Annotated in this window: 11 protein-coding genes; 2 read left to right on the top strand and 9 right to left on the bottom strand. The window is 69.2% G+C overall.

What is annotated here, in order from left to right; all coding sequences use genetic code 11:
* Positions 1-18: 18 nt before the first annotated feature.
* Positions 19-1404, bottom strand: coding sequence for a glycosyltransferase family 1 protein (locus BO221_RS05105; RefSeq protein WP_073559128.1), 1386 nt, complete (start codon positions 1402-1404; stop codon positions 19-21).
* Positions 1405-1669: 265 nt separating this feature from the next.
* Here BO221_RS05105 and BO221_RS05110 point away from each other — a divergent pair, with 265 nt between their 5' ends.
* Positions 1670-2800, top strand: coding sequence for a CotH kinase family protein (locus tag BO221_RS05110; protein ID WP_073559129.1), 1131 nt, complete (start codon positions 1670-1672; stop codon positions 2798-2800).
* Positions 2801-2809: 9 nt separating this feature from the next.
* Here BO221_RS05110 and BO221_RS05115 read toward each other — a convergent pair whose 3' ends face one another.
* From BO221_RS05115 to BO221_RS05140, 6 genes are all read right to left on the bottom strand, one after another.
* On the bottom strand, positions 2810-5062 hold the full coding sequence (locus tag BO221_RS05115; protein ID WP_073559130.1) for a hypothetical protein: 2253 nt from the start codon (positions 5060-5062) through the stop codon (positions 2810-2812).
* A 16-nt stretch (positions 5063-5078) separates the two neighbouring features.
* The gene (locus BO221_RS05120) at positions 5079-6416 is read right to left on the bottom strand and encodes a lysophospholipid acyltransferase family protein (RefSeq protein WP_073559481.1); all 1338 of its coding nucleotides are present in this window, start codon (positions 6414-6416) and stop codon (positions 5079-5081) included.
* Between the two features lie 111 nt (positions 6417-6527).
* Complete coding sequence (locus tag BO221_RS05125) at positions 6528-7154, bottom strand: hypothetical protein (RefSeq protein ID WP_158079788.1); 627 nt, start codon at positions 7152-7154, stop codon at positions 6528-6530.
* A gap of 157 nt (positions 7155-7311) precedes the next feature.
* Positions 7312-7875 (bottom strand): SMI1/KNR4 family protein, encoded by a 564-nt coding sequence (locus BO221_RS05130; protein WP_073559132.1) that lies wholly within the window; start codon positions 7873-7875, stop codon positions 7312-7314.
* Complete coding sequence (locus BO221_RS05135) at positions 7876-8727, bottom strand: HNH endonuclease (RefSeq protein WP_073559133.1); 852 nt, start codon at positions 8725-8727, stop codon at positions 7876-7878. It abuts the gene before it with no gap.
* An 18-nt stretch (positions 8728-8745) separates the two neighbouring features.
* Positions 8746-9306, bottom strand: coding sequence for a hypothetical protein (locus BO221_RS05140; protein WP_143195261.1), 561 nt, complete (start codon positions 9304-9306; stop codon positions 8746-8748).
* Between the two features lie 210 nt (positions 9307-9516).
* On the opposite strand from BO221_RS05140, the gene BO221_RS05145 reads away from it, so the two are divergent.
* Positions 9517-11814, top strand: a complete 2298-nt coding sequence (locus BO221_RS05145) for a YfhO family protein (protein ID WP_073559135.1) — start codon at positions 9517-9519, stop codon at positions 11812-11814.
* 25 nt (positions 11815-11839) lie between these two features.
* On the opposite strand, the gene BO221_RS05150 is transcribed toward BO221_RS05145, so the two are convergent.
* Together BO221_RS05150 and BO221_RS05155 are read right to left on the bottom strand one after the other, a co-directional pair.
* Entirely contained in the window at positions 11840-14971 is a 3132-nt protein-coding gene (locus tag BO221_RS05150; RefSeq protein WP_233165674.1) for a POTRA domain-containing protein, read from the bottom strand.
* A gap of 5 nt (positions 14972-14976) precedes the next feature.
* Entirely contained in the window at positions 14977-18906 is a 3930-nt protein-coding gene (locus tag BO221_RS05155; protein WP_073559136.1) for a translocation/assembly module TamB domain-containing protein, read from the bottom strand.
* Positions 18907-18908 lie beyond the last annotated feature (2 nt).

Here is an 18908-nt window from a genome sequence, read left to right on the forward strand (position 1 = left end):
GAACCTGAATTCCTCGTATCAGGCCGCCAGGCGCTTCCACCCAGACGCCGGAACCGCCACCCGCGAGCGCGCCGCCAGGTCCTCGAACAGCACGCGCGCCTGCTCACTCCAGGTGGGCCACGCGAAGTCCACCACCGGCTGGCGGCCCTCGCGGATGAGCCGCTCCACCTGCGCGCTCAGGTCCCCTTCGCGGTGGATGTCGAAGAACGTCGCGTGTGCCGCCACCAGCTCTCGGAAGACGGGAATGTCGTTCGCGAGCACCGGCGTCCCCAGCGAGAGCGCCTCGATGAGCGGCAGGCCGAAGCCCTCGGCCTCCGAGGCCTGGAGCAGCCCCGCGGCGTCCCGGTACAGCAGCGCGAGGTCTCCATCCTCCACACCCTCCAGCCAGAGCAGCGAGCCGTGCAGGTACGGGTTGGCGCTCAGTGCCTCGTGGATCTCCCCGTTCTTCCACCCACCGCCACCCACGATGACGAGCTGCACCTGGACTCCGCGGCGCCAAAGCGACTCGAACTCCGCGAGCACCTTCAGGTGGTGCTTCTTCGGCTCGATGGAGCCGACCATCAGGAAGTACGGAGGCCCCTCGCGAACGGCCCTGACCGCTGGTGACGTCACCTCAGCGGGCACCCGCTCACTCCTCGCGAAGTCGCGGCCATGATGCAGCACCGTGCCGCCTGGGAGCTGCCGGTGGAAACGGCTCGCGTTGACCGCGGCCACCGAGTCCCGGGTGAACTCCGAGATGTAATAGATGTGATCGCTGTGGCTCAGCACCTCGAACACCCAGCGATCGAACTGCTCCCGCCAGGGCGACTCGTAGAACTCCGGGTGGGTGATGGGCAGGATGTCATGCACCAGCGGGCACAGGACGAGCCCCCTGCTCCGCAGCCGCATGTAGAGGCCCGGCCGGGTGTCATGCCAGTACGCGGGCATGAAGAGGACCTCCCCCGGCTGGAACTCCACACGCTTCCCGAGGAAGCCGTTGACGCGCCGCTTGAGGGAGAAGTAGCCGGCGCGAAAACCCTTGTGGAGCACGTTCTTCCAGAGGTCGAAGAACTCGAACGAGAGCAGCAGACTCGCGAGCCGCAAGAAGGGCACCACGCACGACACGGCTCCGAGCCGCAGCACGTGCAGCACGAAGTAGAGCCACGACCGGAGGAGCTGATGCAGGCTCCGGAGGCCCGGTTGACGGCGGAAGCGCCGGAGGTTGCTCCCGACGAGGAAGGGACGGGCATCGATGAGCTCTCCGTCCTGGATGTACACGGGGACGACCTCGAACCCATATGCATCGCCGAGCGCGTAGCCCTCCTCGAGGTACGCATAAGCGACGCGTGGAATGCCGGTCACCCGCGTCCGGTAATCCACCAGCGTGAAGTCGACGAAGATCCGGCGTCTGTCTTCCTTCCTCATGGAATCCCCCCTTCATGTGCGGCAGTGAAGCCTCTAGCAGCGCCGGGGAGGACCGGGCAGCCCATGGCCCACCGGCCTATCCACCCGCGTACATCTCGACGAGCCCTGGGGGTCCCTGGTGCGAGCCCGTGCCCATGCCTACTCCTCCAGGGCCATGTGTCCGAAACGGGCCAGAGGTTGGTGGGCGGGAGTGGTGCTGCTCTCGGTGCTCGGGGCCTGTACCCGGGTACAAGAGACTCCGCCGAACGCACGGGTTCCAGAGCACGTGCGGGATGAGACCGCGCCATTTCCTCCCCGGGAGCTCCCTCACGACTGGCACGCCTTCGACACCCGCTTCCTCCACTACGTCTCCATCCAGGTGTCGCCCGAGCACCTCGAGGCCCTGGAGTACGATCACGAACAGCGCATCCCCTGTGACATCACCCTCAACGGGGTGTCGATACCCAACGCGGGCATCCGCCAGAAGGGCAACTGGGGCTCGGGGTCCACCCTGTCGGGCAAGCCCGGTTGGAGCCTGAAATTCGATGAGTTCGTCAAGGGCCAGCGCTACCAGGGGCTGGACAAGCTGCTGCTGAACAACGCCAGTCAGGACCGCGGCCTGCTCAACGAGCACCTCGCGTACGAGTTCCACCGCCAGGCGGGGCTCGCCGCTCCACGCACCGCGCATGCGCTGGTGGTGCTCAACGGGAAGATCTACGGCTTCTACGTGGTACGCGAGGCCTACGACTCACGCGCCCTGCGCGGGATGTTCGGCAATGGCGACGGCAACCTCTACGAGGGACCCTGCTGCGTGGACTTCGCCGCTCCCCTGGGGAGCCCCGCCCTGTTGGACCTCAAGGACGAACAGGAGGAAGGACGCACCCGCGACGACCTGCGGGCGCTGGCCGCCATCGTCGAGACGGCTCCGGACGACACGCTGGAGCAGCAACTGGAGGCCGTGCTCGACGTGGATGCGTGGCTCACCAGCTACGCGCTGGAGGTGGCGCTGGCGCACTGGGATGGATACACGCTCAACCTCAACAACTATTACGTCTACCACCGGCCACGGGATGGGCGTTTCGTCTTCCTGCCACACGGGATGGACCAGCTGATGGATCGGCCGGACCTCGACCCGTTCCAGGTGCCCCGCTCCCGTCTGGCGCAGCGGGTGCGGGAACACCCTGTCCTGAATGCCCGCTTCCTCGCCCGGCTGAACACGGTGGTCCGCGAGGTCTGGAGCGATGCGGCGATGCAGTCCCGCGCCGAGGTGGTGCGCACCGTCATCGAGTCCGCGCCGCGTGACGATGCACGGGTCCGTGTGGAACTGAAGGACTTCCAGGCGCGCTTTCCGCTCCAGCTCGAGCTGTTTCGCGGCCGCCGCGTCCTCCTCGAAGGGCTCCTCCCGTCCGAGCCGTGACGCGGCCCCTCACTGCCCGCGCTTGCGGACGGAGATCTCCACGATGAAGTCCGGGGCCCGCTCCGCGCCCGGCTCGGTCCGCGCCAGCACCGCGGGCCGGTCGTCGCCCGTCCACAGGCCCAGCAAGTCGTAGGTCATCCACTGCGCCAACGAGCGCGCCACCCGCTGCGCTCCCTCGCGTGACACCGTCGAGAGCGAGCCCTGCGCATCCATCAGCCCTCGCACCAGCCGCGCCGGCACCATCCAGCACTCGGCGCGCAGCGAGGGCGGCACCAGGAACAGGCAGAACGAGGCCTCCGTCTGCCCCAGCAGCCCGTCCACCTGCTCGCGCCCGAGCCGCAGGTTCGGCGCCCACTCGCCCCGGTGCTCCAGCTTCCTCGCCAGCACCAGCACCGCGCGCTTCGTCGTCAGGAAGGAGTCCACCTCCACCTTCAGCACGAACGCCAGCTCCACTCCCGCGGGCCTCGCGCTCTCCGGCGCCGGCTCCCCCTCCACCGGCTCCCTCGCCCTCCGGTACTGGAGGTCCAGCTCCAGCGGCACCGGCTGCCCCTGCGAGAGGAGAATCGACAGGTCCGAGCGGATGCTCTCGAACTCGTGCCGCAGGTCCTCGAGCAGCCGCGTCACCAGCCGAGCTTCGTCCTCGCGGAAGTGCTCAGGGTAGCGCGCCGAGAAGTCCCGCTCCACGCGGCTGAACGCGCCCAGCAGCAACTCCTCCAGGTCCCGGTCCTTCAGCCACGTCCGGCCCCCGCCGAGCGTCATCGCCCCAGCGGCCCTCAAGTGGCGCAGCGCCCCCGTCAGCGTCGCGGGTGTCGCCGGCTCGGGCGCGGACTCCGCCCCGTGGGTCAGCCACGCGTTGATGGCCCGCACGCGGAAGCGCACGCGCGTGGACGGGTGCTCACCCAGCCGGCGCAACTGCCGCCGGTCCGTGCCCGTCTTCACCAGCGACAGCGTCACCAGCTCGGCCTCCGAGGCCGCCGCGTCCGGCGCACACCACAGGAAGAACTCGATGGCCGCCTTGCGCAGCACCGGCTTCTTCGCGAACCGCCGCGTCACCTCCTGCCTCCACGCCGCCAGCTCGTCCGCTCCGGGCCGCCGCTCCGACTCCACCCGCGGCCACAGGTCCGCGCACTCCTCCGCCAGCCAGTACAGCGCCTCCGCCACCGGCAGCTCGCGCACCCGCTCCCGTGCCTGGTTCCTCCGCTCGAAGGCATCCTCCGAGCCCTGCCGCAGCCCCACCCGGAAGATGCGCTCCTCCAGCCACAGCAACACCAGCGCCAGCCCCGGCTCGGCCTTCGGCTTCAGGTGCTCCCAGCACTTGTCCGCCACCACCCGGTGCCGCTCGAGCTCCTTGTCCTCGTGGATGCTGGCCACCAGCGCCTGCAGGGCGCCTCGCAGGCCCTCCACCGGCGCCTCGAAGTACACCAGCAGCTCACTCAGGTTCTCGATGACCGCCAACGCGCCTCCCTCTTCGAGGTTCCTGGTCAGCAGCAGGCTCGCCCGCGTGCACCAGCGCGCCTCGCCCTTCCCGCTCGCGTAGCTCCCCAGGAAGCCGCGCAGCTCGCTCCGGCCCTCGGGCAACGCCACCATCTGGAAGAGCTTCTCCTCCAGCACGTCCCGGCACTCGCGCCAGGGAATCCGCGCCGCCCGCTCCCGGATGAAGGCCACCAGCTTGTCCCGGCCCTCGCGCAGGTGCGGCAGCAACGCCCGGAGCTGATCCAACCGCCCGATGACCCGCTTCTCCGAGCCCAGCAGGAACTTCAGGTCCAGCTCCACCGTGTCGTGGAAGCGCAGCACCCGGCCGTCGAACGTGCAGCGCACGCCACTCACCAGCTCCGTCAACGCCTCGGGGTGGCGCTTGAGGTAGCGCGTCAGCACCTTGGAGACCTCGGCGCCCACCTGCTCCATGAGCGGCCCCACGGCCTCGGCCTGGCCTTGAGCATTCAGCGCCAGGACGAGCTGCTCCCGCCGGGAAATGAGCCGGTGGAGCAACTCCCTCGGGGGCGCCGTGTAGGGCCACAGCAGCTCGCCGCCGTGGGCCAGCAGGAACAACAGCTCGCCCGGAGAGCGCTCGCCGGAGTCCAGCCGGGACCAGGCCGCCGTCTGCGCCATCTCGCGCTCGTCCAGGGTGGCGCTCCGCACCCACTCGGCGAGCTGCTCCGACCACTGAGGACGCGACGACAGCACGGCGTCGGGGGTGGCCCCCGTCACCTGCGCATAGAGCGCCTGAATGGATTCAGGCCACCTGTCGTCAACCGGTTGCATGGTCGAGCACGGAAGCTCACTGCTCTGCTACCACAGCTAAGTGCGCTCCGCCCTGGTCCAGTCGCGGCTGGTACTCCCCGGCCAGTTTCTCCACCTCTGCCGCCAGACGCTCGCCCTCGGTAAGCAGCCGCGCCTTGAGCTTCCCCCGGCTGCCCAGCGTGAAGAACACGGCCACGTCATGGAGCAACACCAGCCAGCGGTCGGAGAAGTACAGCGTGAAGAGCGCCAGCGGCGGCACGCCCAGCAGCACCGTCAGCCCCAGCGGCGCCCCGAGCCACAGCCACGCCCCCACCGTCAGCGCCCCCCACCACGCCAGCGCCACCACCAGCGCCACGAGGAACTTCACCGTCGCCTGGACGTCCAGCTCGGCCTTGCGGCTGGCCCACCTCGGCAGCAGGTACGGCACGTAGAAGAGCCCCAGCCCCAGGGCGAACAGCGGCAGGCCGAACATCAGCATCAGCAGGTTCTTCACCACGAAACGCGTCACCGGGCCCGTGCGGTACTCCAGCGCCAGGTCCGTGGGGTCTGCCCGCACCAGTTCCAGCCGGCGCAGGAAGGACACCATCTCGGCCCGCACCCGCTCGAAGCGTTCGGGCTGCTCGGAGCGGAAGAGTTGCAGGCCCCGCGCCCAGTTGCGCAGCCGATCGGGGTCCCGCGCCTCCTTCTTCCGGAAGGCGAAGAGCTGCTCGGCCAGTTGGATGAGCGGCAGGTCCTCCCACTTGTCCAGGTTGAGCGTCACGGCGCGGAGCCCCTCGGCGACGCGCTCCGTGAGCCGGCGCACCGATTCCCCCTCGTCCGCCGCATCCGCCGGCAGGAAGTCCCTCACCTCGATGGGGGTGCCCATCTCGATGAGCACCTCGCTGTGGAACAGGTTCTTGTCCGCGTAGGTGAGGCCCACCGGGACGATGCGCACCGGCGCGCCCTGCTTCGCCGCCCCGAGCGCGATGCGGGCCGCCCCCGTCTTCAGCTCCGCCAGCGAGGGCTCCGAGTGGCTCTTGCCCTCGGGGAAGAGGGTGATGGCCCGGCCGGCCACGAGTGCCCCGCGCGCCGCGTCCAGCGTCCCCTCGTTCTTGCCCATCTGCGAGGGGTCATCCTGCTTGCGGTACACCGGCAGCGCCCCGAGCCCCTTGAGCAGCCAGCCGATGACGGGAAGGCGGAAGAGCGGCTCCTTGGCCAGGAACGTCACGTGCCGGCGCGTGAGGATGAAGACGAGCGCCGGATCGATGAGCCCATTGGGGTGGTTGCCCACGAACATGACCGGGCCCTCGGGCTCGGCCGAGGGCGCATTCACCTTCACCCGGTAGAAGAGCCGAAGCGCCAAGGCCACCACCGCACGCACGATGCTGTAGAACACGCGCGCAGTGTACACCGGGTGCTCGTTTCCCGGGCACAGCCCCGGCCCGCCCGGCCCGGGGCTTCCTCACGGGGCGTGCGTGGACGCCAATACCCCCGTGAGCGGCTCTCCCTATTTGAGGTAGCGGAAGCTTCCATCGAAGCCTTCGGGTTGGCGCCAATCGAACAAGCAGGCATCACTTGCCGGACCCCAGGGGTTGGCGTCCAAAAGCCAGACCCGCGCAGGCGCTCCATCACCCGCTCCGGTGTCACACCACACGTCGAAGACCGCGCTGCCAACATGACTGGCTCGCGCCACCCCAACGAAGAAGTCCTGAATGTTCCGCGCGATTTCCTCCGCCCTGGGCGCAAGCGAGTATCCGGGCGTGTCACCCCGGTGGGCGAGCTGGGAGATCCCCACCAACCGGCGATTGCGCATGAAACAGCGAAACTCCTGCCACGGGGGGATTCGCACCCAGTGCCGCACGAAGAGATGGACGGGATGGCCCAACTCCAGGAAGCGCGACAGGTGCGCCCGCGTGCGAGGAGAGGTCTGGAGGAACTTCAACGCCATCATCGGAGTCCGGGCACACCCGCCATGCTCACGGAAGAGCGCCGAGTCCTTCGGGCTGCCCGAGCCGAGACGCACGAACACTCCCTGCTCGACACCCTCGACCACCGTCTGGAGTCTCGCGGCGAGCGAATGCAGGCCCTCCGTGTCCGAGGCGACGAGCCGCTCCCGCCAGAGAGGTGGAGTCACCGAGAGCGCTCTCGCCTCAGCGGGCGTCAGGGGAAGATGAACGTGGGAAACGGCCAGCGCCCTCAGTTCCTCGGCCCAGCACTCCAGGAACGTAGGCCGGATCCGCTCGAAATACGCGCGTGACCAGGACACATGGCTCATCGTCGTCCGCGAGGACTCAGTCGATGGTCTTGAATCGGATCTTCGAAATGAACTCGGAGAAGGCCGGCGCGATGTACCCGAGGTTATGGAAGGGATCCTTCTCCAGTTGGCCGGCGTCGAACCAATCGCGGGCCCAGAACCAGACGGACCCCGGCTGCTTTCCGCTCACGTCGAGCAGGAACAGGCTGCCTCCCGGATCGGACCCCATCGGAATGAACCCGCGTGCAATGCGTGGCTCCTCCTGGACGAATTCCCGGTAGGCGCCCGACAACGTCAGGCCTTCACTCCGTTCCTCTTCGTAGATGCCCGCCCAGTCCTCGGCGTTGAACAGGTAGTCCACAATCACTTCATCCAGAGCGCCTTGGGGCGGACGGCCCTGCCAATCCACCGCGACCACGGGGTACTCGTCCGGATTGGGTGCTGTCGGGTGGACGGGCCTTCCACCATTCACGTCCAGCAGGAAGTGGTGATGATCGCCGGGCAGGCGGCTCCCGCAGAGCTGCTCGAACTGCTGGATTCGCGATGGCTGGCCGGGCCGCGTGGCCACGGACTCGAACTTCATCTTCTCCCAGGGCTTCATTCAGAACTCCGGAGACTTGGCGATGCTCGCACCGCCAGAGTGAGCAGCGCCGCTGCCACCTCTCGTGATGGACTTGTCATGGACATCCTTGCGGACCAACACCATCGAGGTCCCATTTTCACTGTGGTGCCACGTATAACCCGGGGAACGTTTCCAGTCCTTGCCGTGCACATCTCGCATGGCCTTGTCCGCTTCGGAGAAGTCTTTCGAGGTTTTTCCCCCCATGTCCATTTCGATCTCGACCTTGCCCTTGACGATGGGCGTGCCGGCCGGACCCGTGGCCCTGGTGAAGTCCGGATAGCCCTTCTCGTACTCGACCGTGTACTTGCCATCCTCCGAGGTCCAGGTGCCATGCCCCTTGGAGTTCGGTGGCTTCCATGAGCCCGTCGTCGGCAGCTGGACATCATCGCCCCACTTGCCCTTCGCGGCACATTCCTCGACGGAGCCCACCGATTCGCGCTTGGCTTCCCGCACACGCCGGGCGGCCTCGCGGCGTCGCGCCAGCTTGTCACTGAGCTGGTCCAGCCGCTTCGTCACCTTGGCCGTGGCGTCAGCCAGTTCCTTGAGCCGCTTGAGCGCACGCGCCCCCTTTGCAGTCTTGCCCACGGCATCGCCCAGGTAGGGGATCAGGGAAATGGCGGAGAGCCCCGCGCCGATGAAGTCTCCTTCCGCCAGGCTCATGATGGTGCCAATGCCGTCGGAAATCGGGGTGGGATCGACGATTCCCGCGGCATCAACCGCCGCCTTGGCAGTCTCCCATTCCTTGCTCTTGACCAGGGATTGGAGCTGCTGTTGCGCCTTGGCGATTTCGGAATCGTATTGTTTGTTGACCTGATTGAGTTCCGTGGCCATGGATTCGTTTCGCCGGTGTCACTTCTTGTTGGCCTTGACCCGCTGTTCGATTTCCACAGCCGCCTCGTAGAGCTCTTGCAGCGTTGGGGACCGCAGGGGCTGTCCAGGAGGAGTCTGCTGCGCGATGCGCGAGAGCACGACCACTTCAGCCCATTCCTCCAAGGACGGGAGGCCCACTTCCGACAGGTCCTTGGGCGGTGTTTCGAACCAGGCCCCCGCATCGAGAAAGCCGGGCTGATCGGCTTCATCCCAGGCCGCATCGAAAGCCGGGGTGAAGAGCCGCTCCCAACGCTCTTCCACCGGCAGGCTGGTGTCATCCAGCATTTGCCGGATGTCCTTCTGCTGATCGAAGTTGGGCGCGACCTCGAACATGATCAGGATGAATTCACTGACTTGGCGATCCGAGCGAAGCCCGTTGACGCGCGCCCGCTTGACTCCAGCACGGATGGAGTCGCGCAGCATGTCATCAGTGGAGCGCAAGGTGGGATGCTGTTCGCGCACGCGCTCCAGGACGCGCTCGACGAACTGCTCCGGATCGCGCTGCAACCACTCATCCAATTGTGCGCGGGTGAATTTCATCAGTCTGTGAATATAACTACTACGCGGAGTGCCAGTTGGACATGGAAAAGCGTAGGGCGGATGGGGCCTGCTCCGAGGGACGGGAGAGCTGCGCCAGCGCTTCGAGATGAGCGAGCAGCGCCTGTGGCCGTGCACGCCAAGCCTACTCCGCGAAGACGGGCGCTCGCGCGGCCTGAGCCCCGCTTCCCTGGTGATATACCCGGGGCGCTCATGGCCTCCCCCGCCCTCCGGCCGCTGAACCGCTTCGCCGCGCCTGGACTGCTGCTGCTGGCGTCCCTCGCCCTCTACGGAGGGGGGCTGCTGCCCGGCCGCGCGTTCTTCTACCGCGACGTGATGCACTACTACTGGCCCACCCAGGCCACGCGTTTCGCGCTCGGGGGGCTGCCGCACTGGAATCCCTTCCACCAGGGTGGCATCCCCTTCCTCGCGGACATCCACGCCGGCGTCTTCTACCCGCCCAACCTCCTCTTCGCCGTCTTCTCCTTCCCCACCGCCTACGCGCTCCTCCTGGTCCTCCACCACTTCCTGGGCCAGCTCGGGCTCTTCGTCTTCCTGCGGCGCAAGGGTTTCGAGGAACCGGCCGCCCTCACGGGCACGCTCGCCCTCGGGCTCACCGGCTACATGGCGGGACTGGGCAACTTCGGACCGCTCGTCTCGGGTTGGACCTGGACGCCCTGGCTGCTCGTCGTCCTCCAGGCCCAGCTCCTTCCCCTGCGCAGGCTGGCCGTCCTCTCGCTCCTCATCGCCGCGCAGCTCGTGTCGGGAGATCCCCAATCCGCGCTCTACTCGGCGCTCGTCGCCGCGACGTACGTGGCGTGGTTCCCGGACCGCAAGGAGCGGCTGGTGGCGCTCGCGGGTGCCGGCGCGCTCGGGCTGCTGCTCGCCGGTGTGCAGGTGTTCCCCGCCCTCGAGCTGCTCGCCGAGTCCACCCGCGGCGGCTCCGAGGTCGGCTACCTCGCGAGCTGGAACCTGCACCCGGTGCGGATGCTCGAGTTCCTCTTCCCCTACCCATTCGGCGAGTACCTGGGCGTGCCGCAGTTCTGGGCCTGGTTCATGGTGAAGGGACCCGGCTCGATTCCCTTCGCCCTCAGCATCTACCTCGGAGCCACGGTGCTCGTGCTCGCCGTGCTGGGCGCGAGGAAGGACCGGCTCACCGGCTTCGCGCTCAGCCTGTGCGCGCTGGGCCTGCTGCTGGCCCTGGGTGAACGCTCCCCGGTGTCCTTCCTGCTCGAGCAGCCCCCGTTCCGGTTCTTCCGCTACCCGGAGAAGTACGTCGTCCTGGTGGTGCTCGGGTGCGCGGTGCTCGCCGCGTCCGGCGCGCGGGCGCTCGTCACCGGGCCCTCGCGAAAGCGGTTGATTCCCCTGGGCGTGGCCGCCGGTCTCATGGCGGTGGCCCTCCTCTTCACCGGGGCCGCGACGGACACGGCCCGGGAGCTCTTCGCCTCCATCCTCCAGGCGGCCAGCACCCGCGCCGAGCCGAGCGGCCCCTTGGAGAACGCGGCGCGCTCGGTGGGCACCGTGTTGTGCTTCACGGCCCTGATGCTGGGGCTCGCGGCGATGGCGCTCCGGAAGCCCGGAAGCCGCGCCGTGGCCATGGGCGCGCTCGCTCTGGTGGCGGTGGATCTGCTCTGGACGGCGCGCAAGACGGTGTGGCTCGGGCCGGCCTCCCTCTACCAGGAGCCAGCGCTCGCGGCGCGGCTCCGGGAGCTCGCGGGCTCACCGCCGACGCGGGTGTTCCGCATGGACAGGGCGCTCAAGGCCTCGGCGCCCCCGAGCCGTGACCTCGAGGGGCTCATCCGCCTGCGCGAGTGGGAACACCAGACGCTCAAGAGCAACCTCTCCGGCGTCTTCGGGCTGGAGGAGGTCACCAGCTACAGCGCGGTGAACCTGCGGCGCTGGACGGGACTGATGGGGGTGCTCGCACGAAGGCCGCAGATGGTGGCGGAGCTCTACGCGGGCTGTCTGCTGCTGACATCGGCCCAGGCGGCTCAGTCCGTGGGCCCGGGCGAGCAGGTGCTGCTGACCGAGCCCTCCCTGGGGCTCGCGGTGACGAAGCGCTCCGAGTGCCCCCAGCGCCTGCGGACGGTGCCGCGGACCACGGCGGTGGCCAGCCTGGAGGAGGCCCTCGCGCGCCTGGGCTCCGGGAAGGTCGACACACGCCAGGAGGCGCTCGTGGAAGGAGGCACGTCGAGCACCTACGGGCCCGCCGAGGTGGGAAACGTGGAGCTCGGTTCCCGGAGCGCCCGGGCGCGGGTGGTGGCCCCGGCGGGAGGCACCTTCGTCGTCTTCGCGGCCAACGCCTACCCGGGCTGGACGGCGGCGGTGGATGGCAGCGAGGTGCCCATGCGCATCGTCAACGGCGCGCTCATGGGCCTCGAGGTGCCGGAGGGCTCGCACCAGGTGGAGTTCTCCTTCACGGATCCGGGCTTCTCCTCGGGGCTCCAGGCGACGCTCGCGGGCGTGCTGGTGCTCGTGCTCCTCGCGCTCGTCTCGAGACGCGGCCAGTGAGCCCTCGGCCCCTCCAGACGGGGGCTCAGAAGGTGCCGATGCTGAAGTGGAACTGCATGAGCGGCTCGTTGAGCGTCTCATCCGGGTCCAGGTTGACGCCCACGTCGAAGGACAGCGGGCCCACCGGCGTCTGGTAGCGGGCACCGATGCCCGTCGAGTAGCGCAAGGCGGAGAACTGGTACTTCTTCAGGTCTTCCCAGAGGTTGCCCGCTTCCACGAAGAGGCCCACGTCGAAGGAGGAGCCCACGGGAATGCGCAGCTCGCCCTTGGCGAGGGTGAACACCTGCCCACCTTCGCTGGTGGGCGGCTGACCGGCGAGGATGGTCAGCAATTCCGTGGAGCAACCCGCCGGGTGCACCAGCGAGCGGCAGTCGGCCAGTTGCCGCCGCAGCTCCGTGCGCCGGTCCTCGCCGAGGATGCCATCCTCGCGGAAGCCCCGCAGACTGGAGGAGCCACCCAGGTAGAAGCGCTTGGAGCCGATGACCCAGGAGTCATCCACCAGGGGAACGATGGTGCCCCCGCGCAGGGACAGGGCGAATACCGCCCGGGACGGCAGGGGCACGTAGCCGCTCACGGTCCCCGTCAGCTTCACGCCGTTGATGGGCTGAGGATCCGTGGCCTCGCCGCTGGCGTTCGTCGGCAGCGAGCGGATGTCCCGCATCAGCTCGGCGCTGGTGGACACCACCAGGCCCCTGCGCGGATTGGCCGGATCATCCCGCAGGTCCACCGCGCCGGAAGCGCGCAGCGAGTTCAGGATGAAGAAGCCGGTGGGGAAGCGCAGGCGCTCCTGGTCGGCGCGGCTCGGCGCGGTGAGCTGCCGTTCTCCGCGCTCCAGCAGGTTGCCTTCCAGCTCGTACTGCAACGCGAAGCTCAGCCAGCGCGTCGCCGACCAGTCCAGGCCCGCCACGGCGGCGGCTCGGGTGGACAGGTACGAGGGCCGGTGCACGCGCTCGCCGATGAGATCGAAACGGGCACCCACTTCCAGGGGCAGCAGGCCGTAGAGCCGGGGCTGGGCGGCGGACAACACGACGCGGCCACCGAAGTCACTCACCCAGGCATAGGGCTCGGGCGCCTTGCACTCCTCGGGCACCGCCGTGCAGCGGGCGCGGGCGATCGAGGCCTTCTCCCAGCCCTGCGCGCTCCACCCGATGTAGTTGAGCTTCAACCGGCCCGACAGGTTGAGCCCGCGCCCATCCACGTTGGAGCGCGACACGTCCAGTCCCAGACGAGGGCCTTCCGCCAGGAAGTAGCCGCCGGCGACCTCGCCCTCCCAGCGCGGACGCTCGCGCACCTCCACCACCACGTCCTTGCTGGCCTCGGGCACGTCCGGCTTCTCCAGCCGCACCGTGGCCTGCCGGAAGATGTTGAGGAGCGTGAGCCGGCGCTGGCTCTCGAAGAGCTTGTCCGGGCTGAGCACCTCGTCCTCCTTGAGGCGCACGGTGGCGCGCACCACCTCCTCGTTGGTGCGGGACGTCCCGCGCACGAGGAGGCGGCCCACCGTCACCTGGGGACCCGGCTCCAGGCGGTAGAGGAGGCTCACGCCCTTGGCCGCGAGGTTCGGCGCCGTCTCCGCGCGGGCGAAGAGGTAGCCCTTGCGCCCCAACTCGGTGACGAGCGCCTGCTGCCCGCGCTCCACCGCGTCGTTGCTCATGGGCTCGCCCACCTTGATGGGCACCAGGCTCCGGCCGTCGAAGCCCTGGGGCCCGCCCTCGATGCGGATGTCGGCCACGCGCACCTGCGGGCCCTCGAACACGTCGAACCAGCCCACCGCCGTGCGCCGGCCCACCTCCACGCGCAGGCGGGTGAAGCGCACCCGGGCCTCCAGGAAGCCGCGCTCGCGGTAGGCCTCCGTCATCACCTCCGCCGCCTTCCTCCACGCATCCTCGACGAAGACGGTGGCCGGCTCATGCACCCACTCGGGAGGCCCCATGCGGCGCTTGCCCGGGCCCATCTCCACCGCGTCCGACAGCAGTGGCAGGGTGGCCGGCTGGGGCTCGTTGGAGCGCACGTGCTCGGTGAGCATCTCGCGCAGCTCCTCGTTGGGGATGACCTTGTTGCCCCGGAAGATGACGCGCCGCACGCGCAGCGGATGGCCCTCCTCGATGTCGAAGGCGAGCACCGCCGCCTCGCCATCCGGCCGGTGCACCTCGCGCGTCTCCACGTGCACGTCGTTGAAGCCGCGGTAGCGGTAGAAGGACTCCAGCCGCCGCGCCAGCCGCTCCACCGTCTGGGCGTCCAGCGGCTCCGTGCCGTCATAGGAAAGCATCCGCGCCAGCACGGTGTCCGGGAAGCGGTGGTTGCCGTGGAAGTGGAAGGTGAAGCGCGGCCCGGCGGAGACGGGCACCACCACCGTCGCCGCGTCGTCCGACTTCCGCTGCTTGGGCGGGCCCACCGTGGCGCGCCAGTAGCCGCGCGAGCGCAGCAGCGTCCGCAGCCGCTCCAGTCCGGACTCCAGGCCACCGCGGTCCAACACGCCGCCCACGCGCAGGCCCAGCGTGGCGAGCAGTTCGGGCAACGGCAGGCCGGGGCTGCCCGTCACCGAGACGGCCGCCACCCGCGTGGGGCTGCCCTCGAAGACGGTGAAGGCGAGCGCCACGCCTCCGGCCACGGCCTCGCGCGTGAGCTGGATGCGCGCGTCGTTGTAGCCCTGGCGCTCGTACGCGCGCTTCATGCCATTCAAGGCAGACCTCAGCACGTCCTCGTCGAGCAGCTTGTCCTGCTCGAGGCCTTCCGCCTTCAGCGCCGTCAGGAGCGCCGCGTCACCGAGGACGACGTTGCCCTCCACGTCGATGCGGCGGATGCGCGCCATGGAGGAGAGCTCGAAGACCACGCGCACGCCCTCGGGCACGTCCTCCGTGCGCACGACGATGTCGGAGAAGCGCCCGCTGGCCCACAGCCGCTCCACCGAGCGGCGCACCGCGCGGGCCGACAGCGCCTGCCCCTTGCGTACCGCCACCAGCTCCACCAGCCCCGCCGGCTCCTCCTCCGCGGGCAGGTGCAGTTCCACCGCCACCACCGTGGGACCGGCCGGAATCACCGGCTCCGGACGCACGGGGATCGGCGCCGTCTCGGTGGCCTGCGCCCCGGCGGCTTTCGCTGGCTCCACGGCCTTCGCCGGCTGCGCCATCGCGCCGCCGGCCAGCAGCAGGCAGAGCACGAGCGTTACTGGGACTCCCAGCTCAACTTGAGCTCGACCCCAGGGTTGCCGAAGGCTGTCTCGCTGTTCTCGTTGTCCCACTGGCCCCGGAGGGAGAAGCGATTGTCGAAAAGGTACTCGGCGCGAGCGCGAGTTCCACGCCCACTGACGGGCTGCGTCAAGCCAATCTTAAGCTGCTCCGTGAGGAACTTCGACTCCAAGCGGGCAGTTGGCTCGGCCTGCTGGGTGGCGTCGTTGTAGGTGGTGGAGATTTGCAGGGACAGGCCCCGGAGGACGGGGTTGCTGGGCAGGAAGCGTTGCACCTGCCGGTCCAGGCCGGAGATGTTGAAGAAGGCCTCGGCGGCCAGACCCGCGCTGGCCGAGGCGGCCGTCTCCTTGTCGGTGCTGGTGAGACCCAGCGTGAGGAGCGACAACACATCGCCTTCGGTGAGGCTCGGCTCCGAGGTGAGGAGCACCTGGGGAGAGGCCGGGCGGCCGAAGGCATGGAGCCTCACCTGGTACTCGCGCACCTGGGCCTGGGCGCGCAGGTCGAACATGGGGTCGATGCTGTAGCGGTCCTGGAAGTCGATCTCCCCACGGTCGATGTTGAACTGGTTGTTGCGGAAGAAGGCCTGGCTGCCCTCGGAGGTCTCCACGCGGCCGAGGATGCCGGGGCGCGCGTTGGTGCCGGTGAGCTTGAGCGAGCCGAGCAGCCGTGCACGGGCGAGGTTGTTGTCCAACCACACGTCGGTGAGGAGCAGGCCCACGTCGAAGGTGAGGTACTCGCGGGGCTTCTCCGCGGGGGAGGCGGTGAGCACGCTGCGCCGGGAGAGCCGCTTGAGGATGTCATCCAGCTCCAGGCCACGGCGGTAGCGCAGGTTGCGGATGTCCATGACGCCGCCGAGGCGCATCGCGTCCGGGGTGCCGGTGAGCCACAGCCGGCCGCTGGTGGTGAAGGGCAGGTCCTCGTGGAAGCGCGTGGCCACGTCGGTGAGGGCCACGTTCATCATCAACTCCGAGGGGCGGAAGTCGACGAGGGTGACCTCGCCGTTGCCCAGCATGCGGCCCTCGTTGAGGAAGCCCTCCAGGGACTCCAGGAGGATGCGCTGCCCGGTGAAGGCCACGCGGCCCTTCACGTCCCGCACCGCCAGCGGCTGGTCGCGCAGGGACAGCTTGGCGTCGGAGATGAGGGCCGAGCCCGCCACCTTGGGTGAGCGCGGGTTGCCATTGGCCACGGCGTTGAGCTCCACGCGGCCAGCGGTGCGCACCAGCATGGGCGAGACGGACTCGAGCAGGCCCAGGTTCATGCCGCCGCGCAGGTAGACGTCCATCTGGTCGGGGCTGACCCACCCCGCCGCGGACAGCTCGGTGTCCGGCCCGCGGAAGGTGAAGGAGGGCACGTCGAGCCGCCCGTTGGCGTAGCGCAGGGAGATGGGGCCCTCGTTGGCACCGGAGAAGGCGCCGCGGGCCAGGGTGAGCCGCTCCACGGTGGCATCCATCTGGATGGCCTGGGCGTTCTTCATCGTGCCCTGGGCCCGCACCACGCCCTTGATGGAGCCGGACAGGCCCTGGGTGAAGGCGTTGGCGGGCAGCAGCGGACGGATTTCGGGCAGCTCCAGCGTCACCGCCGCCTCGAAGGGATAGGGCTCCTTCACGCGCATCCACAGGATGCCGGAGGTGTCGCGGGAGGGACGGCCGGCGAGCTGCAGCTCCCGCCCTTCCATGCGGGCCTCGAAGCCCATGTTGCCCAGGTTGCGGCCGCCGAAGATGACCTGCGGGCCGGACACGTGGGCCGTCGTCACCGGCACGTCCGTGTTGCCGGAGACGGTGCCTTCCAGGGCCAGCGTGGCGCGCAGGCCCATGCGATCGGCGGTCTCCTGTCCGGCGAGCTCCGCCAGGGACAGGTTGTCGCCGCCGAAGCGGTAGTCCAGCACGCCCTTGTTGGGCCCGGAGAAGAAGAAGCTCCCATCCACCCAGGTGCGGCCCAGCCGGCCCTCCAGCACCGTGCGCTCGAGCACCATGGCCTCGCCATTGTCGAAGCGCAGCCGGGCCGAGCCATTGCCCATGTGCCGCCCGTAGTAGGTGGTGTCCTTGAAGTCGAGGGCCACCAGTCCGGAGAACTGATCCATCGGGCTGTCGATCTCCACCCGGCCCGAGACCTCGCCCTGCATGGGCCCCTGCATGACGGAGATGGTGGAGTGCAACGGGGCGATGATGTCGATCAGGTCCTCGGTGCGGCCGCGAGGCACCTGCACCTCGGCCCGCGTGTGCAGCGAGCGCCCGAAGGTGAGCTCCGCCTTGCCGAAGTACTGGGTGCGCCCCTTCTGGCCGGAGATGGTGGGAAAGCCCATCACCTTGTCCGCGTAGGTGATCTTCCCCTGCACCACGCCCAGGTCGAAGTCCCAGAACATGAAGTCGCGCAGGGACAGGGTCGCGCCGATCTTCACCTGTGAGTACGGACCCTCGACGGTGGTGCTCACCGAGCCATGTCCCGCCCACGGCAGCTGGGCGATGTGACCGAAGTCGGAGAGGTCCGCGTCGCCGTGCGCTTTGACGAGCAGGCCCTTCTGCGTGTCGAAGAAGAGCGTCACGTCGCCGCCGATGCGCGAGCGGCCCGAGTTGATCTCGATACCGGAGAAGGTGACGCGGTCCGGCAGGAGCGACACCTGCGAGCGCACGTGACCGCCCGCGTAGGTGAGGAGGGTGCGTCCGGAGTCCACGGGCGCATCGAAGGCACGCGAGGCGAGGATGAAGCGGCCGTGGCGCAGATCCAGGTCGCCGGACAGATTGGGTCTGGGCGTCAGCGTGCCGGACAGGTGGGCTTTGGCGTTGGCCGGGAAGTCCACCCAGGAGCCCGTCAGGCCGGCCTTCTCGAGGATGCGGCCGAACTGCGCCTCATGCGTCTCCAGGTCCACCTCGACGGGAAACCCCGGACGGAGCGCGAGCGTCCCGGTGATGCGAGCGTTGCCTGCCGGACCGATGGGGACGAGCAACTCCTCCACGGTGACCAGCTCACCGGCGTACGCCAGCCGCGCGGTGAACGAGCCCGGGGTGTACTGCGCATAGGAGATGCCACTGCCCGACAGCTCCACGGACACGCTGGGCGCCGCCGGGCGGCCGTTGGCCGTGAGACGCGTCCAGAGATGGCCCTGAGCGGGCTTGGGCAGCAGGCCCGCCCGGGACAGCGTGCGCAGCGGCAGGAACACCTGGGCATCCAGCGCGAGCACGGGCTCGCACAGCTGCTCCACGCGGCCGGAGATGTTCACCGTCATGTCGTCCAGCGACACCTCGGCGCGGTCCAACTCCAGCAACTCCTCGTCCACGTCCAGCGCGCCCGAGAGCGCCAGCCGTCCGAGGGTGAGCTCCTGTCCCGGACCCAGGTGCACCAGGCCGCGCCGGGCCTCCACCTCGAACTCCTCCTCGCCCCAGCGCTCGCGCAGGCCGACGTCCAGCTCGGACAGCTCCACCAGCCGGCCGCCGGGCAGCGTCAGCCGCACCTCCGCGCTGGTGATGGCCACGCGCCCCAGCCGCAACCTCCGCAGCGGCTTGAGCGGGCACACGCCGGGCTCACCCGGCGGCGGCCTGGGGCGGGACAGGTCCAGCGCCACGCGCGGCCGGTGCACCTTCACCAGATCGATGGCGAGCTGACCGGAGAACGGATTGGGCAGGCCGAGCTGCACCTCGGCGGAGTCCGCGGCGAACAGTGGCGTGTCCGCGCCCTTCTCGAAGACGGACAGCCCGCGGAGGATGAGGCGCTGGCCGAGCGGATCCACCTCGCACTGGCCGATGCCCACTTCCGTCCCCAGCAGCGTGGGCAACTGGCGCCGGGCCTGCGTGCACAACTGGTCCCACGCGGTGCGCGTACGGAGAAGCAGCACCGTCCCCAGCACGAGCGTGAGGACGATGAACCACAGCGGCGGCCTGCGCGCGCCCTGCTGCCTGTTCCGGGGAGCCAAAA

Origin of the sequence: Archangium sp. Cb G35 (assembly GCF_001896145.1) — a bacterium.
GTDB classification, from domain to species: domain Bacteria; phylum Myxococcota; class Myxococcia; order Myxococcales; family Myxococcaceae; genus Archangium; species Archangium violaceum.

Bases quoted from the DNA above. Each gene is read 5' to 3' on its own strand.
- BO221_RS05145 (WP_073559135.1), top strand. From the start codon at position 9,517: ATGGCCTCCCCCGCCCTCCGGCCGCTGAACCGCTTCGCCGCGCCTGGA.
- BO221_RS05140 (WP_143195261.1), bottom strand. From the start codon at position 9,306: ATGAAATTCACCCGCGCACAATTGGATGAGTGGTTGCAGCGCGATCCG.
- BO221_RS05130 (WP_073559132.1), bottom strand. From the start codon at position 7,875: ATGAAGCCCTGGGAGAAGATGAAGTTCGAGTCCGTGGCCACGCGGCCC.
- BO221_RS05135 (WP_073559133.1), bottom strand. From the start codon at position 8,727: ATGGCCACGGAACTCAATCAGGTCAACAAACAATACGATTCCGAAATC.
- BO221_RS05115 (WP_073559130.1), bottom strand. From the start codon at position 5,062: ATGCAACCGGTTGACGACAGGTGGCCTGAATCCATTCAGGCGCTCTAT.
- BO221_RS05105 (WP_073559128.1), bottom strand. From the start codon at position 1,404: ATGAGGAAGGAAGACAGACGCCGGATCTTCGTCGACTTCACGCTGGTG.